Here is a 22443-nt window from a genome sequence, read left to right as displayed (position 1 = left end):
GTATCGGCACGCGGAGTGACTCCCCGCAGGGCGCACCGGGTGATGACGCATTTCCAGTAGCGAGCGCTTCGCCCGTCACTGGTTTGGGAAGTGCCTCGTACCGCGACGCCCAGCCGGAATCGGCGGATTGTGGCAGGTCGGGGCTCGTGGTCGCTGTCGAACCGTCATGCCGGTGGGGGCGTGGCCAACTGTGGGAGGGCGACGGTCTCGCCCCGGCGGATGGGACGTACGCCCGCCGTCATTCCCTCGAGACGGGCCAGGTCGAGGAAGGCCTGTAGCGGGGAGCGGAAGACGGGATAGTCGTCGTAGTGGATCGGCAGGGTCAGCCGAGGGCGGACGAGGTTCACCAGTTCGACCCCCTGGTGGTCGTCCATCGTCACGAGTATCCCCAGGATGCGTGTCCCGCCAAGGTGGATCAGCATCGCGTCGATGCCGGGATAACGCTGTGGGATCTCGGCGAGCATCGACCGGTTGAGTGTGTCGCCGGTGACGTAGAGCCGGAGCAGCCGGCGGTTGTCCTGCTCGAAGTCGATGATCGAGCCCATCACGGCGGGGAGGAGACGACCGACGATGCCGGGCCCGTGCGTGCCAGGCATCGAGATGATACGCAGGCGCTGGTTGCCACGGGTCATCACCTGGCTCTCCCAGGTGCTCAGGGCTTCCGCGTGGGCGAAACCCCAGCGGCGGAGTCGACGTTGGGCCTGTGGCGTGGTGATGATCGGGAGGTCCTTGGGCAGTCCGGCCCGGGTGACCCGGTCGAAGTGGTCGCCGTGCAGGTGGGACAGGACGACGCCGTCGAGCGCCGGCAGGTCCTCGACTGACATGGCCGGGTCGGTACGGCGTCGGGTCCACATCCCGTACCCGAGATAGGCCCGTTGGCCGGCGTGCAGGAAGTTGGGATCGGTGAGCAGGGTGAAGTCACCCAGGTTCAGCAGGGTGGTCGCCGTACCGACGAATGTCACGGTGGTTGTCGTGCCGTGACTCTCCGCCATCCTCACCCCTCGACTGGCTGCTGATCGCCGTACCAATGGAGATCGAACCACGGTGGCGGGTCGAGCGTCCGAAGAATTGACCTCTGTCAGTCGACTGGTCCGTCCGGCCGAAGCACGGTCAGATCAGGCCAGCGTTGCCAGCCAGGGCGGCGGCCTCGGTCCGGGTCGAGACCCGGAGCTTGCGGAGCAGGGCGGCGGTCAGCCGTTTCACGGTTCGCTCCGAGACGTGCAGCCTGTCGGCGATCTCCACCGTGCTGTTCCCCTTCGCAATAAGCTGCAGAAGCAGACGTTCCTCGTCGTCGAGCAGCACCGATGGCAGCACACCGGTACGTGCCGGTGTGAGCAGCGCGGTGAGCAGGCCGGTGGGCAGCACCGCCCAGCCGTCCAGGACCGCCAGCAGGGGCGGCAACAGTTCCTCGGGCTCGCTGCTCTTGGGCAGGTAGCCGACGGCCCCGGCCCGGAGCGCGTCGAGGGCGAGGCTGGTCTCGTCGAGACCGGACATGGCGACGACCCGTAGACCGGGGGTGGTTCGGCGGATGGCGGCGATGGCGCGGATTCCACCGGGGGGTGGCATGTGCAGGTCGACCAGGGCGAGGTCGGGCAGGCATCTGCGCATCAGCGACGCGGCAGCAGCGGCGTCTCCGGTTGATCCCACCACCTCTGCCCGCCCGCCGCTGGTGGTGGAGAGCAGTAGTTCCAGACCTCGAACGAAGAGGGGATGATCGTCAACCAGCGCGATACGAACGGTGGCCGGTCCGGGCACGCCGATCCGTTACCCCGAAGGGACGTGACCATGCCCCACAGGGTGCAGCCAGCGAGGACGGGACCACGGCCGACGACCGGCGGGCTGCTGCTCCCGGTCGTACTGGCGGGGGTGGCGGGAGCCGTGGTGGCGCGGGCGGCCACGTCGGTGCTCGCCGCAAACCCCGTTCGCCGGCTCGGGCCTCGACTCCGGCTACGGACCGGCCCGGCAGCGACCGCCGGCGCGGAGGCACAGAACCTGATCCTGCGGGCGCTCTGTCATGAACTTCGGACGCCGATCACCGCGCTGCAGTCCTTGACCCGGGCGCTGATCGACCAACCGGCGCGGCTCGGTGCGGCCGACCAGCGGGCGTTGCTCCAGCTCGTCCGGGCGCAGGCGGTGCATCTCGACGGCGTGTGGCGGGGAGCGGTCGCGCAGGCCACCGGTACGGTCACCGACGGTCGCACACTCCCGCTCCGCCAGGTCCTGCCGGCCGTGACCGCGACCGGGCCACCCGGGCGGATACGGGTACGGATCAGCCGCGCGGCCGGAAACCGCCCGGTGGCGGTGCCGCGTATCCGCCAGGTGCTGGGCAATCTGGTCGAGAACGCCCTGCGACACGGTCCACCGGAGGGCCGGGTACGGATCTCCGCCTCGATCCGACAGGGCGATCTGGTGCTCGTGGTGACCGACGAGGGGAACAGCTCCGGACTGCTGCGCGCCGCCCTTCGTCGGCCGACCCCACCGCCCGGCGTCTCCGGCCTCGGGCTCTGGATCGTGCATCGGTTGGTCGTGGCAGAGGGTGGAAGCGTCGACGCGTACGCTATCCGGCCGTCCGGCACCGCGGTCGAGGTGGTGCTTCCCGGCGGCCCGCACGAACCGGTGGCCGGCAACTGGCCCCGGCGGGTCGGGGGTTGGCCCCGATGGGTCGGCAGGAAGGGAATGGAGCCGGTGTCTGCCATCCGCGATCGAGGAGGACACCGTGTTCAGCCATATCAAGGACCTGCAGTTCGAGGCCAAGCCGGACGGCCCTGACGCCGCTTTCGCCCGCCGGCTGCAGGAGGTGCTGGGCGGCAAGTGGGGCGAGATGACCGTCGCCACCCAGTACCTGTTCCAGGGGTGGAGCTGCCGGCTACCCGGCAAGTACAAGGACCTGCTGCTCGACGTGGGGACCGAGGAGGTGGGCCATGTCGAGATGATCTGCACGATGATCGCCCGACTGCTGGACAGCGCGCCGCTGTCCGTGCAGGAGGCGGCGGCCGAGGACAACCCGATGCTGGCCGCCATCTACGCCGGGTCGAATCCGGCGCACTTCATCCACGCCGGTAGCGGCCCCCTGCCGGCGGACAGTAACGGTGTGCCGTGGAACGGAGCGTTCATCACCGCCAGCGGTAACCTGCTCGCCGACTTCCACCTCAACGTCACCGCCGAGGCGCAGGGTCGGTTGCAGGTCGCCCGCCTGTTCAACATGACCGACGACCCGGGTGTCAAGAAGATGCTCCGCTTCCTGCTGGCCCGCGACACCATGCACCAGAACATGTGGCTGGCCGCGATCGAGCAACTCAAGGAGGACGGACTGGAGGAGATGCCGGTACCCGAGGCGTTCCCCGACGCCGAACAGGAGAACGCGTTCGCCTACCAGTACATCGACTTCTCCGAAGGGCAGGAAGCGGCCGAGGGCAGGTGGGCCTCCGGCCCCAGCCCGGATGGCAAGGGTGAGTTCAGCTACCAGGCGCAGCCGACCGCGCACGCGGGCGAGCCGGTACTACCGGCCGGCGACCCGCGACTGTACGGCACTCCGCCACCCGCCGGTTCCTCCGGTGCGGGCAAGAAAAAGAAGTAGTTGAGCTGTCTCGCGTTGCGCCGGGTCGTCCGACGCGTACGACGGTCCGGCGCTGCCCATCGGGAGTGAGTCGATCATGGTAGAACTTCTGGTTCGTCCCTTGGCGGACGCGTTCATGCAGGTGGGTGTGTACGTCGCGGTGCTGGTCGCGCTCTTCGGCTGGCTTCGGTGGCGCTACGGTGACCGGACCACTGATGGCCTGACCCGGCATCCCCGGCTCGGGCCCCTGGTCGGTGCCCTGCTCGGGGTGAGCCCCGGTTGTGGCGGCGCGATCATCCTCATGCCGCTGTATGCCCGGGGCAAGGTGTCCTTCGGCACCGTCGTGGCTGCTCTGGCCTCGACCATGGGCGACTCCTCCTGGGTGGTGATCGCCGCGGACCCCATGTTCGCGCTGAAGATCCACGCCCTGCTCTTCGCGGTGGGGCTGGCCACCGGGTACGCGATCGACCTGTTCGGCGTGGACCCCGCGCGGACGGCGCCGGACCGAACGACCGGCACTCTCGGCGACCGGTCCGGCATCGGTCGGCCGCTGCCGGTCGGATCCTCGGCACCGGCACCCGCCCCGACCGCACGGTCGGCTCCGCTCGCCGTACTCGACGAGGCTGGGGGCCGGGTCGACCGGCAGCGCAGGATGTCGGTGGCGTTCTGGGGACTGACCACGCCGGCCTTCCTGGTCTCCGTACCGGTGGTCTTCCATGCGGTCGATCCGTCCCTACTCAGCGCCGCGCTCGGTGGCATCGACCCCTACCTCGCGCTTGGCTGCCTCGGCACGCTGACCGCCCTACTGATCTTCGCCGCCGGGCGTGGCCGGTTCGCCGACGACAGCTTGGAGACCGCGCGTCCGCACAGCCTGCGGGACACGTTCCGACACAGCGCACACGAGGCGTCGTTCATCACCGTCTGGGTCGCCGTCGCCTATCTGGGCTGGCAGATCCTCACCACGACCACCGGCTTCGACGGCTCCGAGTTGGCGTTCGCCGGTGTGGTCGGTGTCCTCGTCGGGGCGTTGATCGGTCTCATTCCCGGATGTGCGGTGCAGATCGTCTTTACCGGCCTCTACGTCAGCGGGGGCCTACCCACCCCCACCCTGGTGGCCAACGCGATCAGTCAGGACGGTGACGCCCTTATCCCGCTGGCGGCACTACGCCGTCGGGCCGCCGCGCTGGCGACCCTGATCACCACGATCCCGGCCATCGTCGTTGGTGTGAGCCTGTTACTGGCCGTCTAGATGGCGACATCGGGGACACGTCGAGCAAGGAGGGATGTGGAAATGGAGACGCCGAGTCGGCCATGCGGCCGGGATGGTGACGAGATCAGATCCGAGCCGGCCGGCAGGGTGGTCTCCCTGACCCGGACCCGCGTTCAGTTCCATGCCCTGGCCGCGGTCGTGGTTGTCGCCGTTCTGACCGGCTGGCCCGGTTGGACGCAGGTCGTCCTGGCGACAACCACGCTGCTCATCCCGGTGGCGGTGGCGGTGCAGGAGCGGCGGGTACGACTGCTGCCTATCCTCCTGGTGCCGCTCAATCCTGTTCGTGGTGGGACTGACGCCAGTCGCGTACTCCGTCCCGTACCCGATCGAACAGTGCCATCGGCGGACCTGCGACGAGATTCGCGGTAGCGGACTCCCCGCTGTGCGGATGCGGCCGGGTCGGTGCCATTGCCTCGGCCGCGCGTACCGCCCCGGCCATCAGCCGGAGCTGTTCCGGCGACGCGTTCTGCCGAAGGGCCGAGAACTCCTCCAGTTCCTCCCGGGTAGCGTGCTGGATGACCGCCTCCGCCAAGGAGGCCAGCCGAGCGTCGAAGTCCGGGTGCTCGACACCCATGTCGTACAACGCGGCCAGCTCCCGTTTCGCCTGGTCCTCCTCGTGCTCCCGGTTCGCCACCACCTTCTCGCCCTGGGCGATCCGGCGTCGGGCGGTGGGGTGAACGACGATCTCCTCGGCGCTTTCGTGTATTGCCAGCAGCCGTACCAGACGTTCGAACAGCTCACGCTTGTCGGCACCTTGCGCGCGGGCCAGTTGGCCGAAGAGCGCCTTGATCTCATGGTGCTGATCGGTGAGTAGGTCCAAGACGTCCTGCTTAATGCTGGTTGTCATGGTTTATTCCTTCCGGTCCCGGCGCTTTCTTCTGCTGGCCGTTTTCCCGACCCACCCGCTTCCATGTCAGTCACGTCCGTCCTGCTCGGGGCCGGTCGAACGGGCGGACGGGCAGGCTGGGTCAGGCGGGGGTGGCAACCTCGCCGGGGACCGCGGTGACGCGGCGGGCTCGGCGTCGGTACCAGGCCGCGAAGAGGGCGACAGCCAGGAGCACCTCCGCGAGGTCGCCCCCGTAGTACATCAGTTGGGCCGCGTCCCGGGTCGCCACCGGACTGATGGTGACCCCCGCCGGCCAGTGCGATGCCTGGGCGTAGAGCAGCTTGGCCAGGGCCGAGTGCGCGGCACCGGCCACCACGAGCACGGTGAGCCGGACCGCGAGGCCGGGTCGCCGTGGGGCCGGGTCCGGCCCGGCGATCGACCAGGTGAACAGGTAGCCGGCCGCGAGGACGTGTACGTGTACTGCGATGTGTGCTGTCTCGTTCGTCGTGGCGAGGGCGTACAGCGGGGTCAGGTAGATCAGGTAGAGACCACCGATGTTGAGCAGTAGGGCGGTCAGCGGGTGGCCCAGCAGATGCAATGACCGGTTGCGGAGAATCGCCGCGACGCGCCGCCGTGAGCCCAGCGGAGCACTACGTAGCAGCAGTGTCACCGGGGCGGCTAGGGTGATCGCCAGCGGCGCGTACATCCCGACGAACAGGTGCTGGACCATGTGGACTCGGATGTCGTGGTGGGCGCGCGCCGCCATCGTGGGGGAGAGGGCCACGGCGAGTAGCACCATCCCGGTGACGAAGGCGGCCGTCCGCAGCGGGGACCACCCCGTCGGCGTCCGCCCGGCCCGCGCTGCGGCGACGAGATAGGCCATGGTGGCGAAGATCGACAGAAGGACCGGCAGCCAGTCCAGACCGCTCGGCTCGCTGGCCGAGTGAGCCAAGACGATGCTCATCGGGACGGTCCGGCCATCCGGCGGCGGACGCGCAGTGCCAGCACTGTCCCGATCACCAGCAGCAGTACCGCCCCGGCGTTCCAGACCACGTCGTAGGGGAGAAGGTCCACGTCGTACCGGATCTGATGGATGCGCAGCACCTTGTGGTCCACGATGCCGTCGAAGAGTTGGAACACGCCCAGCCCCAGGATCAGCCCGGCCCATGCCGATGCTGGCACGAGTCGCCCGTGTCGGCGCAGGTCGGCGAGGAGGAAGAACCCCGCGACCACCGCGATCAACTCGGCGGTGTGCAGGAGCCCGTCGGAGAAGATGCCCACCGTGGGAGTGGACCGGTCGTAGAAGTGGTGCCACTGGAGCAACTGGTGGAAGACGATCTCGTCCACGGCCGCCATCAGTCCGATGCCGACCAGGGTGGCTGCCGCCGTGGAGCGGGCCCAGGATCCTGACTCGGTCGGTGTCACCCGGCTGCGCTCGGCCACGACTACTTCCTGCCTGGTCGTCACTGGTTCCTCGGTCTGTCCGGCGCTGCTACCCCGGCAGGCGGGGACCAAACCTGCCATCCCGGTCGGATGTGGTGGACTCGTCGCCCCTCGGTGTGAGCCGGGCGAGGTGGGCGTCGATCTCCCGGTGGGCGTCGGCTGGGCTCAGGCCGGTGGTCAGGACGCGTACCGTGAGGCCATCCATCAGCGTGGTCAGTGCGGTCGACTCGAGTCGGGCATCGACGTGGGAACCGATGCTGCCGCTGGTCATGCCGAGCGAGATCAGCCGTTCGAGGTTGGCCAGCAACTCGGCCTCGCTCTCCGCCAGGATCGCGGCGATCTGGTCGTCGACCAGCGCTTCCGCTGTCAGGATCAGCCACACGCGTGCCTCGAAGGTCCGCTCGTCGTCCAGCGGAACGAGCTGCAGGACCGCCTGCCGAACGACCTCCAGGGTGATGGATTCGGCGGGAATCGTCCGGGCCCGGTCTACCACCCGGCCAGCGAGATGGTCGATCGCCGCCCGGACCATGCGTTCCCGGGTCGGGAGGTAGTGCTGCGCGGTGGCCAGGGCCAGCCCGGCTTCGTTCGCGACAGCGCGCACCGTCATTCCGGCCGACCCGGCACGGGCCAGTACGACGCAGGCGGCGGCACCGAGATGCCGTCGCCGTTCCTCGTGATCCACAACCTTCGGCATGATCCGATTCTAGGTTACCGGTCGCTTGACCGATATAGGTCAGCCACCTAATGTCAGCCTCATGAACCACTCCACCCCGGGGTCCACCAGCGCACCGCCGCACGTGATCCGCTTCAGCTACGCCGACCTGGCCATCGTCCTCGTCGTCGGGATCGGCCTGGCCAACTCGTCGGTGGCCGACTTCCTGGCCCGGGGACCACTAAGCCTGGGTATGTCGGAGATGGCGGCGTCGAGCATCGCCTGGGTCATGATCAATGGCACCCAGTTGGCTGTCGGCCTTGTGATCGTCCGCCACCGGTTCGGGGCGATGAGGGAACCGCTCATGCTGGGCCGTCCGCAGGGACGTCAAGTTGGCATCGCGATCGGCTGGGGGGCGACCAAGGCGGCGCTGACCCTCGGTCTGCTTCTGGTGCTACCCCCAGCCCTCGTCGACGGCGGTGGGGGCGAGGGCGGCTATCCGGCCGGCAGTCTGCTGGCGCAGTTCACCTTCGCATTCACCTTCGGTGCCATTGTTTCCCCCATCTATGAGGAGGTCCTCTACCGCGGCGTCTTCTACCGAGGGCTGGCTGCCCGGCTGCCCGCCCTCGCCGCCATCACCCTTTCGGCGGGCTTCTTCGCCGTGGTCCATCTGCCCCGCGTCTTCAATACCATCAGCGCGCTCTTTGCCGGCCTGCTCTTCGCCTGGCTGCTGCACCGCTACCGCAACCTCTGGGTGCCGATCATCGCGCATGCCGCGAGCAACGGAGCCCTGGTCGTACTGGCCTTTGCCGCCCAAGCCGGCTGAGTACGCGAGTTGGTGAAGCCGCCGACTAGACCGGCGGCAGTCGCAGCTGGGCGATGCTTCCTCAGCGACCAGGCCGTATCGCCCGAGCCAGGGTGGTCGGCCATGGGCAGAGCTTGTCACCCATCGACCTCCGGCCGTCAGCCGGCGGAGCACTGCGGGATGACGGGGGAGGCGTTACCAGCGTGCGAGCAGGTGGTCCTCGCCGTCACGGCTGCGGTAGAGCCAGGTGGTCGCGGGCGGCACCGACCCGTCGAGGTAGCCGACGATCGGGTCGCGTTGGGCGGCGCTGTCCAACTGTCCGACGAGTCCGAGCGCCTCGGCCAACGGAAAGAAGCGGGCCGCGGTCACCTCGTCGTCCTGAGGTGCCAGTTCGCCCTCCCACTCGGTCAGCTCGAAGGCTGTCGCAATCGCCGAGGGGTGTTGCGGTGAGTCGATGTGTAGCAGGAAGGCGGTCCGCGTCGGATCACCGACACGCAGTCCGGTCTCCTCACGCATCTCGCGTCGCAGTGCCTCGTGGAACAGTTCGCCGTCCTGCACCCCGCCGCCCGGCAACGACCAGAGCAGCTCGCCAGCGCGACCCAGGCGCTCCCGAACGAGCAGGACATCGTCGCCACGGCGGACGATCCCGATGACGAGTTGGACCCTCGGCGACCGGCGTCTGGGTGTGCTGGTGGGTTGCTCGGCCATGGGCCATGGAGCGTAACGCAACCAACATGGCCCGATCCTGCCCAGGGTTGTTGCGAGCCTATCGGACGATGTCGACAAACCTCTATGTCGCTCGGTGTGAGGGGAACGGGGGAGCGAAGATGACCAGGAGGAACCTGTCCCGTCTCGGTGTTCTGGCCGCCGCACTGCCGCTGCTGGTCGGCGGACCGGTGATCCCGGTCGGTCCGGCCTCGGCGACGCTCGTCAAACCGACCATCGATGGCGGCACCTTCAACGACCCACTTGGAACGCCAGAGCAGCAGGCGGCGATCTTTCACCAGATCATCGCGTTGGTCGACGCCACACCCCCGGGCGAACACATCCACGTCTCGATGTTCGACTTCACCGACATCGGCGTCGCCGACGCGTTGAACGCGGCACACGGCCGCGGGGTCAACGTCAAGGTCATCATTGACGATTCGTCGTACCTCGGCGGCGCGGGTCAGCTCAAGCCCAGTCCCGCCTATGACGCGTTGCGGGACCCGACCACCGGGCTGGGCAGCGACGACGCCGCCCGGTCGTGGATCGTCGTCTGCGACGACCAGTTCGAAGGGGGTGGTGGCGTGGACGACGTCAGGCGGGGCTGCATCGCTACACCGCCGCCGGGACCGGCGTACAACCACAACAAGTTCTTCCTGTTCTCCAAGATCGGGCCGTTCGACGACGGCACGACCTATTCGAACGTGGTGTTCCAGACCTCGTCTAACCTGACCGACTGGTACAAGGTCGAGTCCTACAACGACGCGGTGACGTTCGTCGACGCCACGGTCTACAACGGGTTCCGCAGGTACCACGAGGACATGCGGCGACTGCGTTACTCCAGCACCGGCAGCAACGCCTACTACTGGAGCACGCCGACCGGCAGCACGTTCCGCGCGTACTTCTTCCCACGCCGGGACAGCAACTACCGGAACCCCGCCAGCGACACGATCGTCAACGCCCTCAACGAGATCAGCTGCGGCTATACCGGCCACGATGGACTGCGGCACCAGACCGACATCCGCATCGTCGTGCTGCACTTCCTTAACTCCCGGCTCCAGGTGGCCCGAAAGCTCGCCGAACTGCGTGGCCGGGGCTGCTGGATCGATGTCATCTACGCCGAGACCAGCCCGGACGTCCCTGGCGTGGTCGACGTCGTGGACGTGCTGGCAGCCGCCGGAATACAGCACCTGCGCTGCAAGTTCAACGTCGCCCCGGGCATCGACGTCCGGCCCCACAACAAGTTCATGCTGATCGACGGCGACTACAACGGCAGCATCACGCCCCGCGTCTACACCGGCAGCCCCAACTTCGACGGATCGTCCCTGCGCTCGTCCGACCAGGCCCTGATCCGGATCAGCAGCGCCGTGTACCACGCCAGCTACCTCAGCTACTTCTACAAGATCCGTACGGCCTGTGGCAGCAGCGGAGCCTGATCCCCCGTTAGCGCTGCGACGTGTGGAGGGTCTCGCGCTGGCGGTGCAGGAAGGCACGTTCGGTTGCGTTTCCGGTCCGGGCGATCGCCGCGTCGTACGCCCGCGTCGCCTCGCCGACGCTCCCCAACCGGCGGTACAGGTCGGCCCGGACGGCGTGGAAAAGGTGATAACGATCCAGGTCGAGGCGCTCGATCAGATCGAGCGCCGTGCGCGGCCCCGCCTCCTCGGCAACGGCGACGGCGCGATGCAGCGCCACCACCGGGCTCGGATCCAGGGTAAGAAGCTGGTCGTACAGGTGCCGGATCTGCGACCAGTCGGTGGCGTCCGCCGTCGCCGCGTCGCTGTGTACGGCGTTGATCGCCGCCTGGATCTGGTACGGCCCCGGCCGGTTACGTCGCAGGCACTCGCGGACCAGCGCCTGCCCCTCGGCGACGAGCCGGTGATCCCAGCGGCTCCGGTCCTGGTCGGCCAGGAGCACCAGGTCGCCCTCCGGGCCGGTGCGGGTGGCCCGACGAGACTCGACGAGCAACAGCAGCGCGAGCAGCCCCATGGCCTCCGGTTCGGCCGGTAGCAATTCGACCAGCAGCCGCCCGAGGCGGATCGCCTCGCCGCACAGGTCCGCCCGAACGAGCTGGCCGCCCGCGGTCGCCGTGTAGCCCTCGTTGAAGACGAGGTAGACGACGGCGAGCACGGCCCGAAGTCGCTCCGGCAGTTCGGCTGCGTCCGGAACCCGGTACGGAATCCCCGCATTCCGGATCTTGCCCTTGGCGCGGACCAGCCGCTGGGCCATCGTCGACTCCGGAACCAGGAATGCGCGTGCGATCTCCGCGGTGGTGAGGCCACCCAGCAGCCGCAGGGTCAACCCGACCTGGGCATTCGGGGACAGAGCCGGGTGACAGCAGGTGAAGATCAGTCGTAGCCGTTCGTCGCGTACGGGGCCGTACTCCGCCGGTTCGTCGGGGGCGTGCAGCAGGGCGGCCTGGGCGTGCCGATCGGTCCGGCCGGCTTCCCGGCGGAGCCGGTCGATCGCCCGGTGGCGAGCCGTGGTGATGATCCACCCTGCCGGGCTCGGCGGCACCCCGGTCGACGGCCAGCGCCCCACCGCCGCGGCGAACGCGTCCTGGACCGCCTCCTCGGCGACGTCGATGTCACCGAACGCGCGAACCAGGACGGCCACCGCCCGTCCGTACTCCATGCGGAACAGCCGCTCGATCTCATCGGTGGTCGCCGACACGATAGGCATCATCCCAGTTGACGTTGGTCGTCGGACCGGGCGCGGAGCATGATCGACGGAGATTTCGAACCCGGTGACGACTACTCGCCGCCGCAGTCGTCACCGGGTCCGCCATGGAACGGGCGAACCTCGACCGGGAGCGTGGTCGCTCGGGCGAGCCTACGGCCCCAGTCCAGGGCAGCGTCAAGGTCAGCTACGGCGATGATGGTGAGTCCGCCGATGTGCTCCTTGCCCTCGACGTAGGGACCGTCGGTGGTGAGCAGTTCGCCGTCTCGGAGTCGCACCACGGTCGCGGTGCTCGGGTCGTGCAGCCCGCCGGAGAAGACCCAGGCCCCGGCGGCCTTGACGTCCCGGTTGAACGCCTCGACGTCCCGCATGATCGGTTCCAGGATCTCCGCCCCGGGTGGGCCACCGTCGGGCTGCTGGATGCTGAGCAGGTACTGCTTCATCTCGTGAACCTCCGGACCTGTGTGCCGTTCGGACCGGGCCTCGCGCCCGCCGTACACCCTCTATACGAACGACCGACCATCTGATCGACAACGACGAGCAGGATTTCTGCCGTCGTGAGGTGCTACCAGTCGATAGGGTCGGGCGATGTCCGACCACCACGCACCGCACGCCGCAGACGTACGCGAGATCGTGGCGGCCTACCTGCCGGAGCACCCGGTCGACTCGGTGACCCGGATCGGTGCGGGCCTGGACAACGTGGTGTACGAGGCCAGCGGCGGGCTGATCGTACGGTTCAGCCGGGAACCCGACCCGGCGCGGCTCGAAGCCGAGGCCCGGGTGCTCTCCGCCGTCGCCGACATTTCTCCGGTGCCGGTTCCCGAGCCCGTGTTCACCGTCACGGAACTGGGCTGTCTGGCCTACTTCAAACTGCCCGGCCGGCCGCTGTTGGACCTGCCTCCCACCGCACGCGCAGCACACGGCACGCCGATCGGCGCAACCCTGGGCGAACTGCTCGCGACGCTGCACGCTGCGCCGGCCGAGCGGTTCAGCGGGCTGGTGGAGGCAGATGACCATCCGTTGACCGAGTGGCGTGGGGAGGCCGAGGCGAACTTCGCTGCTGTTGTCGCACATGTACCGGTCGGCCACCACCGGGCGGTGGAGGCGTTCCTGGCCGCCGAGCCGCCCGGATCCGCGTACACCGCGGTCTTCTCGCACAACGATCTGGGCATCGAGCACGTCCTCGTTGACCCGGTGAGGTGGACGGTGACGGGCGTCATCGACTGGAGCGACGCGGGCATGGTGGACCCGGCCTACGACCTTGGTCTGATCTACCGTGATCTGGGCCCGGCGCCAGCCCGCGCGGCCGTCGAGAGCTACCGGGCCGCCGTCGATGATTCCACCGGACTACGCGAACGGGTCACCTTCTATGCCAGGTGCAGCGTGCTGGAGGACCTGGCGTACGGCGTCGAGACAGGTCAGGAGTCATACACCGGGAAGAGCATCGCAGCGCTGGAGTGGCTCTTCTCGGCGTAGCCCTGTCCGGGCCGGACCACTCCTTTCATAACTCCCAGGTGGAGAATGGGTGTTGATGAAGAACGTGGACAGTGGCTCGGCACAGGGCTTACCCGTCCGGCTCCGTTGGGTCCCGCGATTGCCCAGCCGCGGTTGGGGCAAGGATGCGCGCGGACGCTCCGGCTGGAGTCGCGGCCCGATCATCACGTTGCTCGCCGGGTTCGTCACCGGTCTTCTGGTGTTCCATCGGGCCATACCGAATTCGGTCGGGCACCTGGGCAGCCTCCTGGAGACCTTCCTTCCCTGGCTGGGCCTGACCGTGCCGCTGCTGTTTGGCCTGGCGCTGCTGCGCCGCTCGGTGGTTGCCTTGGTCGCCCTGCTGCTGCCGGTCGTTGCCTGGTTCGGCGTCTTCGGCGGCCTGCTGCTGCCCCACGCCGACACGACGTACGACATCGTCGTACTTCAGCACAATGTCAGTGATGAGAACCCGGACCCGGCGGGCACGACCCGGGCCATTCTGAAGGTCCAGCCTGATCTCATCGCCCTGGTGGAACTGACGTCCCCGGCGTTGTCCACCTATGCGGCGATCCTGGCCCCGGGCTACCCCTACCACACCGTGCACGGCACCGTCGGGCTTTGGTCGAGGCAGCCGATCGTCGACGCACGGCTGTTGGACCTCAGGCCGACGGGGGTCGGAACGGACTGGAACCGAGGACTGCGAGCCACGGTGCGGATGCCCACGGGGGATGCCGCGGTGTACGTGGCCCACCTACCCTCGGTACGTCTCGGCCTGGCGGGCGGATTCAGCACCGAGCGGCGGGACGAGAGCGCCGCCCTGCTCGGTGCCGCGATCGCCGCCGAGCCACTGGACCGGGTGATCCTGTTGGGAGACCTGAACAGCACGGTCGACGACCGAGGCCTCCTTCCGGTCAGCTCGCGGTTGACGTCCGCAGAATACGGTTTCGCCTTCAGCTGGCCCGCCGCCTTTCCGGTGGCCCGGATCGACCAGATCATGACGCGGGCCGCGACCGTTGTCGAGACCTGGTCGCTACCGGCGACCGGCAGTGACCATCTGCCCATCGCCGCACGGGTCAGGTTCTGATTTCTCCGTACGGCTCCGTCAGCGTCGGTGCCGATGACGGCTGAATCTCCCCAGCCCTGGTCAGCGCCGTGAATTTCGCGATTTAGGCATAAAACTGGCAATGGGCGGAAAAGATGCAACGGCAGCGACCGCGTGCCGTGCAGGGAGAGGTTCATGAGTAGTCCGCGTCAGAACAGCCCGACCAGCAAGGACGAGCAACTCGCCAGCTACCGCCTCGACAACCGGGGCAAGGTGATGACTACGGACCAGGGGATACCGGTCCAGGACACCGACAATTCGCTGAAGGCCGGCGCGCGAGGTCCGACTCTGCTGGAGGACTTCCACCTCCGTGAGAAGATCATGCGCTTCGACCACGAGCGCATTCCCGAGCGGGTGGTGCACGCCCGTGGGTCCGGCGCGCACGGCTATTTCCAGGTGTACGAGTCACTGGCCGAGCTGACCTGTGCGGAGTTCCTGGCCGACCCGTCGGTGCGTACCCCGGTCTTCGTTCGTTTCTCCACGGTGCAGGGCTCACGGGGGTCGGCGGACACCGTCCGTGACGTGCGCGGCTTCGCGACGAAGTTCTATACCGGCCAGGGCAATTTCGACCTGGTCGGCAACAACATGCCGGTCTTCTTCATCCAGGACGGCATCAAGTTCCCCGACTTCGTCCACGCGCTGAAGCCGGAGCCGTACCACGAGATGCCGCAGGCCGCATCGGCGCATGACAGCTTCTGGGACTTCGTCTCGCTCGCGCCGGAGTCGATGCACCACGTGATCTGGTTGATGTCGGACCGGGCGCTGCCCCGTAGCTTCGCGATGATGCAGGGCTTCGGTGTCCACACGTTCCGGTTCATCAATGCGCAGGGTACGTCGACCTTCGTCAAGTTCCACTGGAAGCCGGTGTTGGGCACGCACTCGCTGGTCTGGGACGAGGCACAGAAGGTGGCCGGCAAGGACCCGGACTTCAACCGCCGGGACCTGTGGGACTCCATCGAGGCAGGCAACTTCCCCGAGTTCGAGTTGGGGGTCCAGCTGATCGACGAGGCGGACGCCGACCGGTTCGGGTTCGACCTGCTCGACGTCACGAAGATCATTCCGGAGGAGGAGGTGCCGGTCCGCCCGATCGGCAGGATGGTGCTCAACCGCAACCCGGACAACTTCTTCGCCGAGACCGAGCAGGTGGCGTTCTGTGTGCAGAACGTCGTACCGGGCATCGGCTTCACCGACGATCCGATGCTCCAGGCTCGACTCTTCTCCTATCTCGACACCCAGCTGACCCGGCTGGGCGGGCCGAACTTCGCCCAGATTCCGATCAACCGCCCGGTCGCGCCGATGCACAACCACCAGCAGGACGGTTTCCACGCCGACCCCATCCCGGCCCGCCAGGCCAACTACCATCCCAACTCGATCAGCGACGGTTCGCCGGAGCCAGCGGGCGACGCGGGTTACGTGCACTACCCGGAGATCGTGCAGGGCCCGAAAATCCGTAAACGACCGGAGAGCTTCGCCGACCACTACAGCCAGGCGACGATGTTCTGGAACAGCATGTCCGACTGGGAGAAGCGGCACATCGTGGCCGCCTATCGGTTCGAGCTGGGCAAGGTCGAGCGCAAGCACATCCGGCAGCGGGTCGTCGAGCACCTCACCCAGATCGACCACGGGCTCGCCGTCGCCGTCGCCGAGGGAATCGGTGTCCAGGCACCGGCCAAGGTGGGGGAGAACCATGATCGCCGCTCACCCGCGTTGAGCCAGGCGAACATGCCACCCGACTCGATCAAGGGACGCAAGGTGGCCATCCTCGTCGCCGACGGAGTGGACGCGGCCAGCGTGACGCCACTGGTCGACGCCCTGCGAGCCCAGCACGCCGTACCGGAGTTGCTGGCTGCGGCCGACGGTGCGGTCACCGCCGCCGACGGATCGACCCTGCCGGTGGATCGGGCCATCACCACAATGGCGTCGGTACTGTACGACGCGGTCGTGGTCCCGGACGGCGTGACCGCCGCCGAGGCGTTGCGGGCCGACGGATACGCGGTGCACTTCGTCGCCGAGGCGTACAAGCATGCCAAGCCGTTGGGTTTCGTCGGTGCTGGCGCCCAACTCTGGACGGCCGCGCACCTACCTACCGGTGGCACCGCCGACGCGGGGGTGGTCACCGCCGAGGGTGACGGTCTCGGCAGCCAGTTCATCGACGCGTTCATCACGACGATTGCCGGGCACCGGTTCAACGAACGGCCGGTCGACGCCATAGCCGCCTGACCCTCGCCGCGACGTCAGAAGGGGGGCACCGCCGCTTCCGGCGGTGCCCCCCGAGACCGGCGCAGGTCGACCACGGCAGCGACACCGAGCACCACCGCAGCGACCGCGGAGGCCACCAGCGTCGGTGCGAACAGTACGACCGGCGCAAGCGCGAGCAGCGCCACGATCGTGACGATGCGCGACGGTGACACCCGGGAGAAGACCTCGTATTCGAGCCGGGACCGGGCGGCGATGAACAACACCGGCCCGCCGAGGATGGGGATCAACCAGGATGCCTTCGGATAGTCGAAGGCATGATCGATGGAGATCTCGTAGCCCGCGGCGGTGGCGACGATGCCGATCGTCATGAGGATGTGGGTGTTCGCCACGGAACGGCCGATCGTTGCGGGATGCGTCGATGCGGCCACCGCCTCGGCGAGGATCTTCCCGGCGCGGTGGAAGTAGATCCACCAGATCAGCAGCGAGGTGGCGATCGCCAACGCGAAGGCGGTGGTCCGACCGGAGTCGAAGCTGCCCTGGCTGTAGGTGAAGCCGATCACCAGGATCGTCTCTCCCAGCGCGATCAGGAAGAACTGCTGGAAGCGCTCGGCCAGATGGCCACCGGCGACGTCCCAGCGGGACAGGTCGGCGCGCGCCAGCCCGGGGACCGGCCACCCGAACCGGATCAGGACGTACTCGGCGACCAGCGCCGTACCCCAGAGCAAGCCACGCGGCCATCCGATGACCAGCGCACCGGAGATCCATAGCACGGCCAACGCGCTGTGGGTGATCAACATGCGTAGCTTCAGGGCCCGCCGGTCCCGCTGACGCAGCGCGATCCGCAGCAGGAGCGGTCGGCTGATCTGGGCGATACAGAATGCGATCGCGAAGGCCAGACCACTGCTGCTGAACGCCCGGGGCATCGCCACCCCCATCACCATGCTGCACACCAGGGCGATGACCACGACGATCTGGACCACGGCCGAGTCCGGGTTGTACCGGGTGGTCGTCCAGGCCGTTCCCTCCCAGACGGCGAACAGTGCCAGCAGTAACACGACGGCCTTGAAGAACCCGAGCGTGACATCCCACAGTTCGTTGCCGCCGGGATGGACAGTCAGGCCCTCGTCGATACGGGCGACGATCCGGGTCAGCGCGAAGACGAAGACCAGGTCGAAGAAGAGTTCGAGGAAGGTGGGCCGGCGAGCCGCCTCCTCCGGAGAGCCGAACTCCGCCTCGATCCCCGTACGCATGATCAACCTTTTCCGTTCCTCGACCTACCTCCTCCCGGATCTTTTGGCTCGACCGTGTAGTGGATCGTCTGTGCCACGATCCAGCCGTTCTCGACGACGTACGAGTCCGCTCCGTCCCGTATCCGTGAATGCGCCGCCTCGGCAGACCACTCCAGGAAGGCGACGCGCCCCTCGGCCAGCCGGCACGTGTAGGTGTACCGCGCATCAGGGATCTCTTCGGCGAGAAACCGGGCCAGTTCACGTGCCCCCTCACGGCCCCGGAACACCCCGCGACGCTCCAGGACCACGCAGTCCGGTGAGACGTTCCGCTCGATGTCCTCCTCGAACCGGTTCTCAGCGGACAGTTTGAGGTGGTCGTCGAGGACCTCGGTGGCCGAACGTGCTCGCAGGTCCTGAGTCATTCGGACCTCCACCACCTCAATCGATTCGGGCCGGCGGCCAGGGCGGAACTCGATTATCGCCCGGAGCACCGGTGTCCGACCGGCCAACGCGAGACACCGGAGCAGAGTCTGGCGGGGTGGCGGACGTCCTCTATCGTTCGACCCGGGAAGACGCCCGGAGGTGCTGGCATGGATGTGATCGTCGCCGTCGACGACGAATTCGGGGTTACCGCATCGGAGTTCGCGCATCAGTGGAACATGAGCGCAGACCACGCATCCGTGGCGGTAGCTCGCCCCCACACCGGCCGCCCCGGCCGGTTCGACCCCGGTGCCCTGATCGACGGCACTTTGGTGGTGCTGGGCTCCCTGGCCACCGGCGTCGCCGGTAACGCCCTCTACGATCTGATCAAACGCCTACTGAGCCGTCAGGCGCGGGGCCGAGAGGTCTACTACCGCAGGACCGAACGACCCGACGGCAGCAGTGTCGTCGAATTTCGCCTCACCGAGCCAAACTGAGCCGTAGCGTGTCCGGCGTACCGGAGCGTGGCGATCTTCTCGTCACCTTCGACGGAGTCGACCGGATCACGCTCACCGACGGTGCGCGTAGCGCCGAGGCCGGGTTTCACAACCCGTTCACGGATGAGCGCGCGGAAACACTGCGTTGGCTCCTGGAGGAGTGTGCGCCGCTGCCGTTCGGGCCCGAACGGCAGCGCTACACGGCAGCGCTCAGCGACTCGGAACAGCTTGGCTACGAACTCTATCGGGCACTCACGGCCTCCGCCGGACTGACCGAGATCTTCGCCAGCTTCGTGGCGGCGGCTGGTGGCGAACGGGCCGTCCGCCTGATCTCCGAGGACCCCGAATTCCTTGCCATCCCCTGGGAACTGCTGCGGATTCCGGACACCGAGGCGTACCCGCTGGCCAGCGCCCGGGAACTGACCCGGTGCCGTAGCCGGACGGGCCAGGACGTGGCCGCGCCCGTACTCGGCGGGGCGTTGCGGGTACTACTCGTGTCGCCTCGGCCGTACGGTGCCCAGGACGTCCGAGCCCGGACCATCCGGGGACCGATGTTGCAGGTCGCCGCCCGGTCGGCGGGTGCGGTGCACATCGACCTGCTGCATCCGCCGACGATCGACCGGCTCCGGGAGGTGCTTACCACGACGCCGGACTACTCGATCATCCACTTCGACGGGCACGGGTTCTTCCGATCCGAGTCGACCTCGGACAAGCTCGCCAGCGGCCTCCTCTTCGAGCGGGCCGACGGTGGGCCGGACCCGGTCTCGGCGGCCGAGTTCGCGACCGTCGTCCCCATCGACCGGCCACCAGTCGTGGTGCTGAACGCCTGCCGCTCGGCGCATCGGTCGACCGACCCCAACCTGCGAACGGTCGCATCGGCCCTACTCACTGCCGGAGTGCCGGCGGTGCTCGCCATGACCCACAATGTGCCCGCCACGGTGGCCGCCCGCTTCATGGCCGCCTTCTACCGGGCCCTCGGCGACCGGCAGACCATCGGTGCCGCAGCTTCCGCCGGCCGTCGCGCCCTGTTGGACCAGATCCGCCATCCGTCGACCACCCTGGGCCGCACCCGGCCGTTCCAGGTCATGCCGGTGCTCTACACCCAGGCGGTGCCCACCACCCCGATGGCGGAGGTACCGATACTGCCCGGTGAGCCCGTACCCGACGGCGAGTTCGACGACCTCGACATGCTGATGTACCGGGACGACGAGGTCACCCACCTCGACCGGCAGCTCAGGTCACCGACCCCGGTCGTGGTGCACGGTCCGGTCGGGATCGGAAAGAGCGTCTTCCTGTGGTCGTACGCCCGCTATGCCGAACTCGTCCACACCTTCGAGCGAGTCGAGTTGGTGACCGGTGCACAGATCGGGACTGTGGTCGAGCAACTGCGGGATGCCGCACTGGGGGCGCAGCCGTCCCGGGTGCTGCACGTCTGGGACGGAATGGACGAGTATGTGTCGGCCTGCGAGGAGGCGCTGCGCCTGCTGCCCCCCGGGCACCGGGTCGTCATCGGGCTGCGGCACGACGCGCTCGGCGTGCCGCATCACGCGTACCCGCTACAGGACGTCCCACCTGAGGTCGCCGGCACGCTGCTCCGCCGGGCGATTGTCGACCACGGCGGCGAGGAGCAGCTCCAGTCGGTCACCGCGCCGCTGTTGCGCTGGCTGATCCGCTGCACCGGGTGGCACGGCGGCTCGGTTCAGGCCGTTCTCCGGGCGCTGGGCACCTGTTCGGTGGAGCAGGTCTGTCAGCAGATGGAGTTCGGGCCACCGGCCGAGGCCGGGGACACTGCCGGCCCCGTCTCCCCGTTGCCCGCGTCGGATCCGCTCTACGACGAATCGGTCGCCCGCTGCCTGGACACACTGCCGGAGGCCAGCCTGCGTCCGCTGTCCCTGCTCGGGCTCAACGGTGCGGTGGTCCTGCCCCGGCTGCTCGCCGTCCTGACCAACAGGGGGCTCACCGAGGACCCGTTCACCCAGGCCACCGGCATGGTCGTTCCGGCAACCCAGTGGCGGGAACTGCTCGCCGAGGCGGCCCGGGCCGGACTGGTACGGCAGATCGCCGCCGATCCCGACGTGGGTTTCGAAGTCACGCCGGCGGTCCGGTACGCCTTCCGCGCGTTGCTGGGCCGATGGTTCACCCCGGCGCAGGTGGGCGCCCTCAGCCGGGGGGTCAGCGCCTCGGCGATGGTGCTGCTGGCGAACACACCCGGTCGGGGCGCGGCTGTGGGCGAGGGGCGCGGTGCCTACGCCGACCGGCACATCCGGGACCTGACCATCAACCTGCTCGAATCGACCACACTGCTGTCGTTGTGGCACGCCGTACGGACCGGCGCGTACGAACTGGCCAGCTCGGTGGCGCAGGCGTTCGCCGACGAGCCGGTCGGCTCGTTCGGCTGGAACCGGGCTCGCAGCCTGCTGGACGACTTCCACCAACTCGTGTTCGACGAGTACGCCACCCGCCCCGGAGCCGACGTCCTCTTCAACATGCTGGACGCGATCCTGGGACACGCCGCCATGGTGCGGGACGACTGGGTCACCGCCCGGGTGCACATCGACCGGCTGGTGCAGGACGAGGACACGTCGTTCATGCGGCGCAACCGGGTGCGGATGCGCCTGCACCAGGTGACGATCCTGCTGGCGCTGGGAGAGCCGCCAGCGGCGGTGCAGGCGCTGCGGGTGGCCGTCGGGCATGCCGTGACCGATGCGACGGACGACGCGCTGACCGCCTGCCGGATCGAGTTCGCGCGGTTGGTCGAGACGCTGGCACTCAGCGAACCGCAGGCGGCCGCGCTCGCCGTCGAGGTCGGACTACCAGTCGCCACCGCGCCTACACCCGCACGGCACTGGGACGTGACCGAAACCGACGAGCTGATCGTCCAGCTACGCACGGCGGAGCTGCGCGGCGACTTCGAGTCCGCGGTCAACATCCGTCGTTACCTCGGGCGTCGGGCCCGACTCGGTGGTGATTTCGACACCGCCCGCCGCTGGCTTGCCGCAGCGCTCGACGTGGACCAGGGCGAGGGGCGGCTGGGGCGGACCAGCCTCGCCGAGACCGCACACGAACTGTCGATGGTGGAGGAGCAGTCGGGCAACTACGACGACGCCGCACACTGGTGCGCCTTTGTGATCGAGACCGCTGACCGGTCGTCCCGCCTCTCCGCCGACGCCCACCATGAGCTTGGGATCGTCGAACTCTGCCGGGGACGGCTGGCCGAGTCGCGGTCCGCCTTCGAGACAGCGCTCGGCGTCTACCAGGCCCGCTCGATGTCCGTCTATGCCGCCGAGACGGCCTTCATGATCGCGTATGTGATCGGCGAGTCCGGTGACGTACCGGAGGCGCTGGAGCGGTGCGCCGGGCTGCTCGGTGAGTTCACGGCCGCCGAGTCGTGGTCGAACGTCGTACGGGTGAGCCTGTTCCTGGCCCAGACGTACGACGGCCAGGGGAACCGGCGACAGGCGATGGAGTACGTCGAAACCGCCCGCGTCGTGCTTTCCCGGTTGGTTCCAGGCGAACGGGCGGAGCTGGGGGCGGCCCTGGACCAGATCGCCGCCCGATCCTGACCGAGGCTGGGGCCGGGACGCATCAGT

General features: G+C 68.3%; 21 protein-coding genes. 10 read left to right on the top strand and 11 right to left on the bottom strand.

The window, feature by feature from the left end; all coding sequences use genetic code 11:
* Positions 1 to 164 precede the first annotated feature (164 nt).
* Positions 165 to 992, bottom strand: a complete 828-nt coding sequence (locus tag FHR38_RS31140) for an MBL fold metallo-hydrolase (protein ID WP_184538885.1) — start codon at positions 990 to 992, stop codon at positions 165 to 167.
* Positions 993 to 1110: 118 nt separating this feature from the next.
* Positions 1111 to 1755, bottom strand: coding sequence for a response regulator transcription factor (locus tag FHR38_RS31135; protein WP_184538883.1), 645 nt, complete (start codon positions 1753 to 1755; stop codon positions 1111 to 1113).
* Between the two features lie 30 nt (positions 1756 to 1785).
* Here FHR38_RS31135 and FHR38_RS31130 point away from each other — a divergent pair, with 30 nt between their 5' ends.
* From FHR38_RS31130 to FHR38_RS31120, 3 genes are all read left to right on the top strand, one after another.
* Positions 1786 to 2769, top strand: coding sequence for a sensor histidine kinase (locus FHR38_RS31130; protein ID WP_184538881.1), 984 nt, complete (start codon positions 1786 to 1788; stop codon positions 2767 to 2769).
* Positions 2717 to 3577 (top strand): manganese catalase, encoded by an 861-nt coding sequence (locus FHR38_RS31125; RefSeq protein ID WP_184538879.1) that lies wholly within the window; start codon positions 2717 to 2719, stop codon positions 3575 to 3577. Before FHR38_RS31130 ends, FHR38_RS31125 begins: the two co-directional genes overlap by 53 nt.
* Positions 3578 to 3653: 76 nt before the next feature.
* Entirely contained in the window at positions 3654 to 4805 is a 1152-nt protein-coding gene (locus FHR38_RS31120; protein ID WP_184538877.1) for a putative manganese transporter, read from the top strand.
* A 292-nt stretch (positions 4806 to 5097) separates the two neighbouring features.
* Here FHR38_RS31120 and FHR38_RS31115 read toward each other — a convergent pair whose 3' ends face one another.
* From FHR38_RS31115 to FHR38_RS31100, 4 genes are all read right to left on the bottom strand, one after another.
* Positions 5098 to 5673, bottom strand: a complete 576-nt coding sequence (locus tag FHR38_RS31115; RefSeq protein ID WP_184538875.1) for a hemerythrin domain-containing protein — start codon at positions 5671 to 5673, stop codon at positions 5098 to 5100.
* A gap of 121 nt (positions 5674 to 5794) precedes the next feature.
* The gene (locus FHR38_RS31110; RefSeq protein ID WP_221449264.1) at positions 5795 to 6616 is read right to left on the bottom strand and encodes a cytochrome c oxidase assembly protein; all 822 of its coding nucleotides are present in this window, start codon (positions 6614 to 6616) and stop codon (positions 5795 to 5797) included.
* A complete protein-coding gene (locus FHR38_RS31105) occupies positions 6613 to 7095 on the bottom strand; it encodes a DUF2243 domain-containing protein (RefSeq protein WP_312882511.1) in 483 nt (160 codons plus the stop codon). The genes FHR38_RS31110 and FHR38_RS31105 overlap by 4 nt, the downstream gene beginning before the upstream one ends.
* 49 nt (positions 7096 to 7144) lie before the next feature.
* Positions 7145 to 7789 carry a TetR/AcrR family transcriptional regulator gene (locus tag FHR38_RS31100; protein ID WP_184538871.1) on the bottom strand — a complete coding sequence of 215 codons (645 nt, stop codon included), beginning with the start codon at positions 7787 to 7789 and terminating at the stop codon, positions 7145 to 7147.
* A gap of 61 nt (positions 7790 to 7850) precedes the next feature.
* Between FHR38_RS31100 and FHR38_RS31095 the strand changes: the two genes are divergently transcribed.
* A complete protein-coding gene (locus FHR38_RS31095) occupies positions 7851 to 8573 on the top strand; it encodes a CPBP family intramembrane glutamic endopeptidase (protein ID WP_184538869.1) in 723 nt (240 codons plus the stop codon).
* Positions 8574 to 8747: 174 nt separating this feature from the next.
* On the opposite strand, the gene FHR38_RS31090 is transcribed toward FHR38_RS31095, so the two are convergent.
* Positions 8748 to 9260, bottom strand: a complete 513-nt coding sequence (locus FHR38_RS31090) for an NUDIX hydrolase (RefSeq protein WP_184538867.1) — start codon at positions 9258 to 9260, stop codon at positions 8748 to 8750.
* 119 nt (positions 9261 to 9379) lie between these two features.
* Here FHR38_RS31090 and FHR38_RS31085 point away from each other — a divergent pair, with 119 nt between their 5' ends.
* Positions 9380 to 10693, top strand: a complete 1314-nt coding sequence (locus tag FHR38_RS31085; RefSeq protein ID WP_221449263.1) for a phospholipase D-like domain-containing protein — start codon at positions 9380 to 9382, stop codon at positions 10691 to 10693.
* A gap of 7 nt (positions 10694 to 10700) precedes the next feature.
* Here the strand turns inward: FHR38_RS31085 and FHR38_RS31080 are convergent, their stop codons facing one another.
* Entirely contained in the window at positions 10701 to 11936 is a 1236-nt protein-coding gene (locus tag FHR38_RS31080) for an RNA polymerase sigma factor (RefSeq protein ID WP_221449262.1), read from the bottom strand.
* A 71-nt stretch (positions 11937 to 12007) separates the two neighbouring features.
* Positions 12008 to 12376, bottom strand: coding sequence for a YciI family protein (locus tag FHR38_RS31075; protein ID WP_184538861.1), 369 nt, complete (start codon positions 12374 to 12376; stop codon positions 12008 to 12010).
* Positions 12377 to 12521: 145 nt separating this feature from the next.
* Between FHR38_RS31075 and FHR38_RS31070 the strand changes: the two genes are divergently transcribed.
* From FHR38_RS31070 to FHR38_RS31060, 3 genes are all read left to right on the top strand, one after another.
* Positions 12522 to 13409, top strand: a complete 888-nt coding sequence (locus tag FHR38_RS31070) for a phosphotransferase family protein (protein WP_184538859.1) — start codon at positions 12522 to 12524, stop codon at positions 13407 to 13409.
* Between the two features lie 118 nt (positions 13410 to 13527).
* Positions 13528 to 14490 (top strand): endonuclease/exonuclease/phosphatase family protein, encoded by a 963-nt coding sequence (locus FHR38_RS31065; protein WP_246446803.1) that lies wholly within the window; start codon positions 13528 to 13530, stop codon positions 14488 to 14490.
* A gap of 153 nt (positions 14491 to 14643) precedes the next feature.
* A complete protein-coding gene (locus FHR38_RS31060; RefSeq protein WP_184538855.1) occupies positions 14644 to 16728 on the top strand; it encodes a catalase in 2085 nt (694 codons plus the stop codon).
* A gap of 14 nt (positions 16729 to 16742) precedes the next feature.
* Here the strand turns inward: FHR38_RS31060 and FHR38_RS31055 are convergent, their stop codons facing one another.
* Positions 16743 to 17957: a low temperature requirement protein A gene (locus tag FHR38_RS31055; protein WP_184538853.1), complete on the bottom strand. Its 1215-nt coding sequence runs from the start codon at positions 17955 to 17957 to the stop codon at positions 16743 to 16745.
* 2 nt (positions 17958 to 17959) lie between these two features.
* Entirely contained in the window at positions 17960 to 18358 is a 399-nt protein-coding gene (locus FHR38_RS31050) for a nuclear transport factor 2 family protein (protein WP_184538851.1), read from the bottom strand.
* A gap of 168 nt (positions 18359 to 18526) precedes the next feature.
* On the opposite strand from FHR38_RS31050, the gene FHR38_RS31045 reads away from it, so the two are divergent.
* Together FHR38_RS31045 and FHR38_RS31040 are read left to right on the top strand one after the other, a co-directional pair.
* Complete coding sequence (locus FHR38_RS31045; RefSeq protein WP_184538849.1) at positions 18527 to 18853, top strand: hypothetical protein; 327 nt, start codon at positions 18527 to 18529, stop codon at positions 18851 to 18853.
* Positions 18854 to 18861: 8 nt separating this feature from the next.
* Positions 18862 to 22416 (top strand): CHAT domain-containing protein, encoded by a 3555-nt coding sequence (locus FHR38_RS31040; protein ID WP_184538847.1) that lies wholly within the window; start codon positions 18862 to 18864, stop codon positions 22414 to 22416.
* Positions 22417 to 22443 lie beyond the last annotated feature (27 nt).

This window comes from Micromonospora polyrhachis (genome assembly GCF_014203835.1).
Taxonomy (GTDB): Bacteria; Actinomycetota; Actinomycetes; order Mycobacteriales; family Micromonosporaceae; genus Micromonospora_H; species Micromonospora_H polyrhachis.
This window is presented reverse-complemented; position numbering and strand designations above follow the sequence as displayed.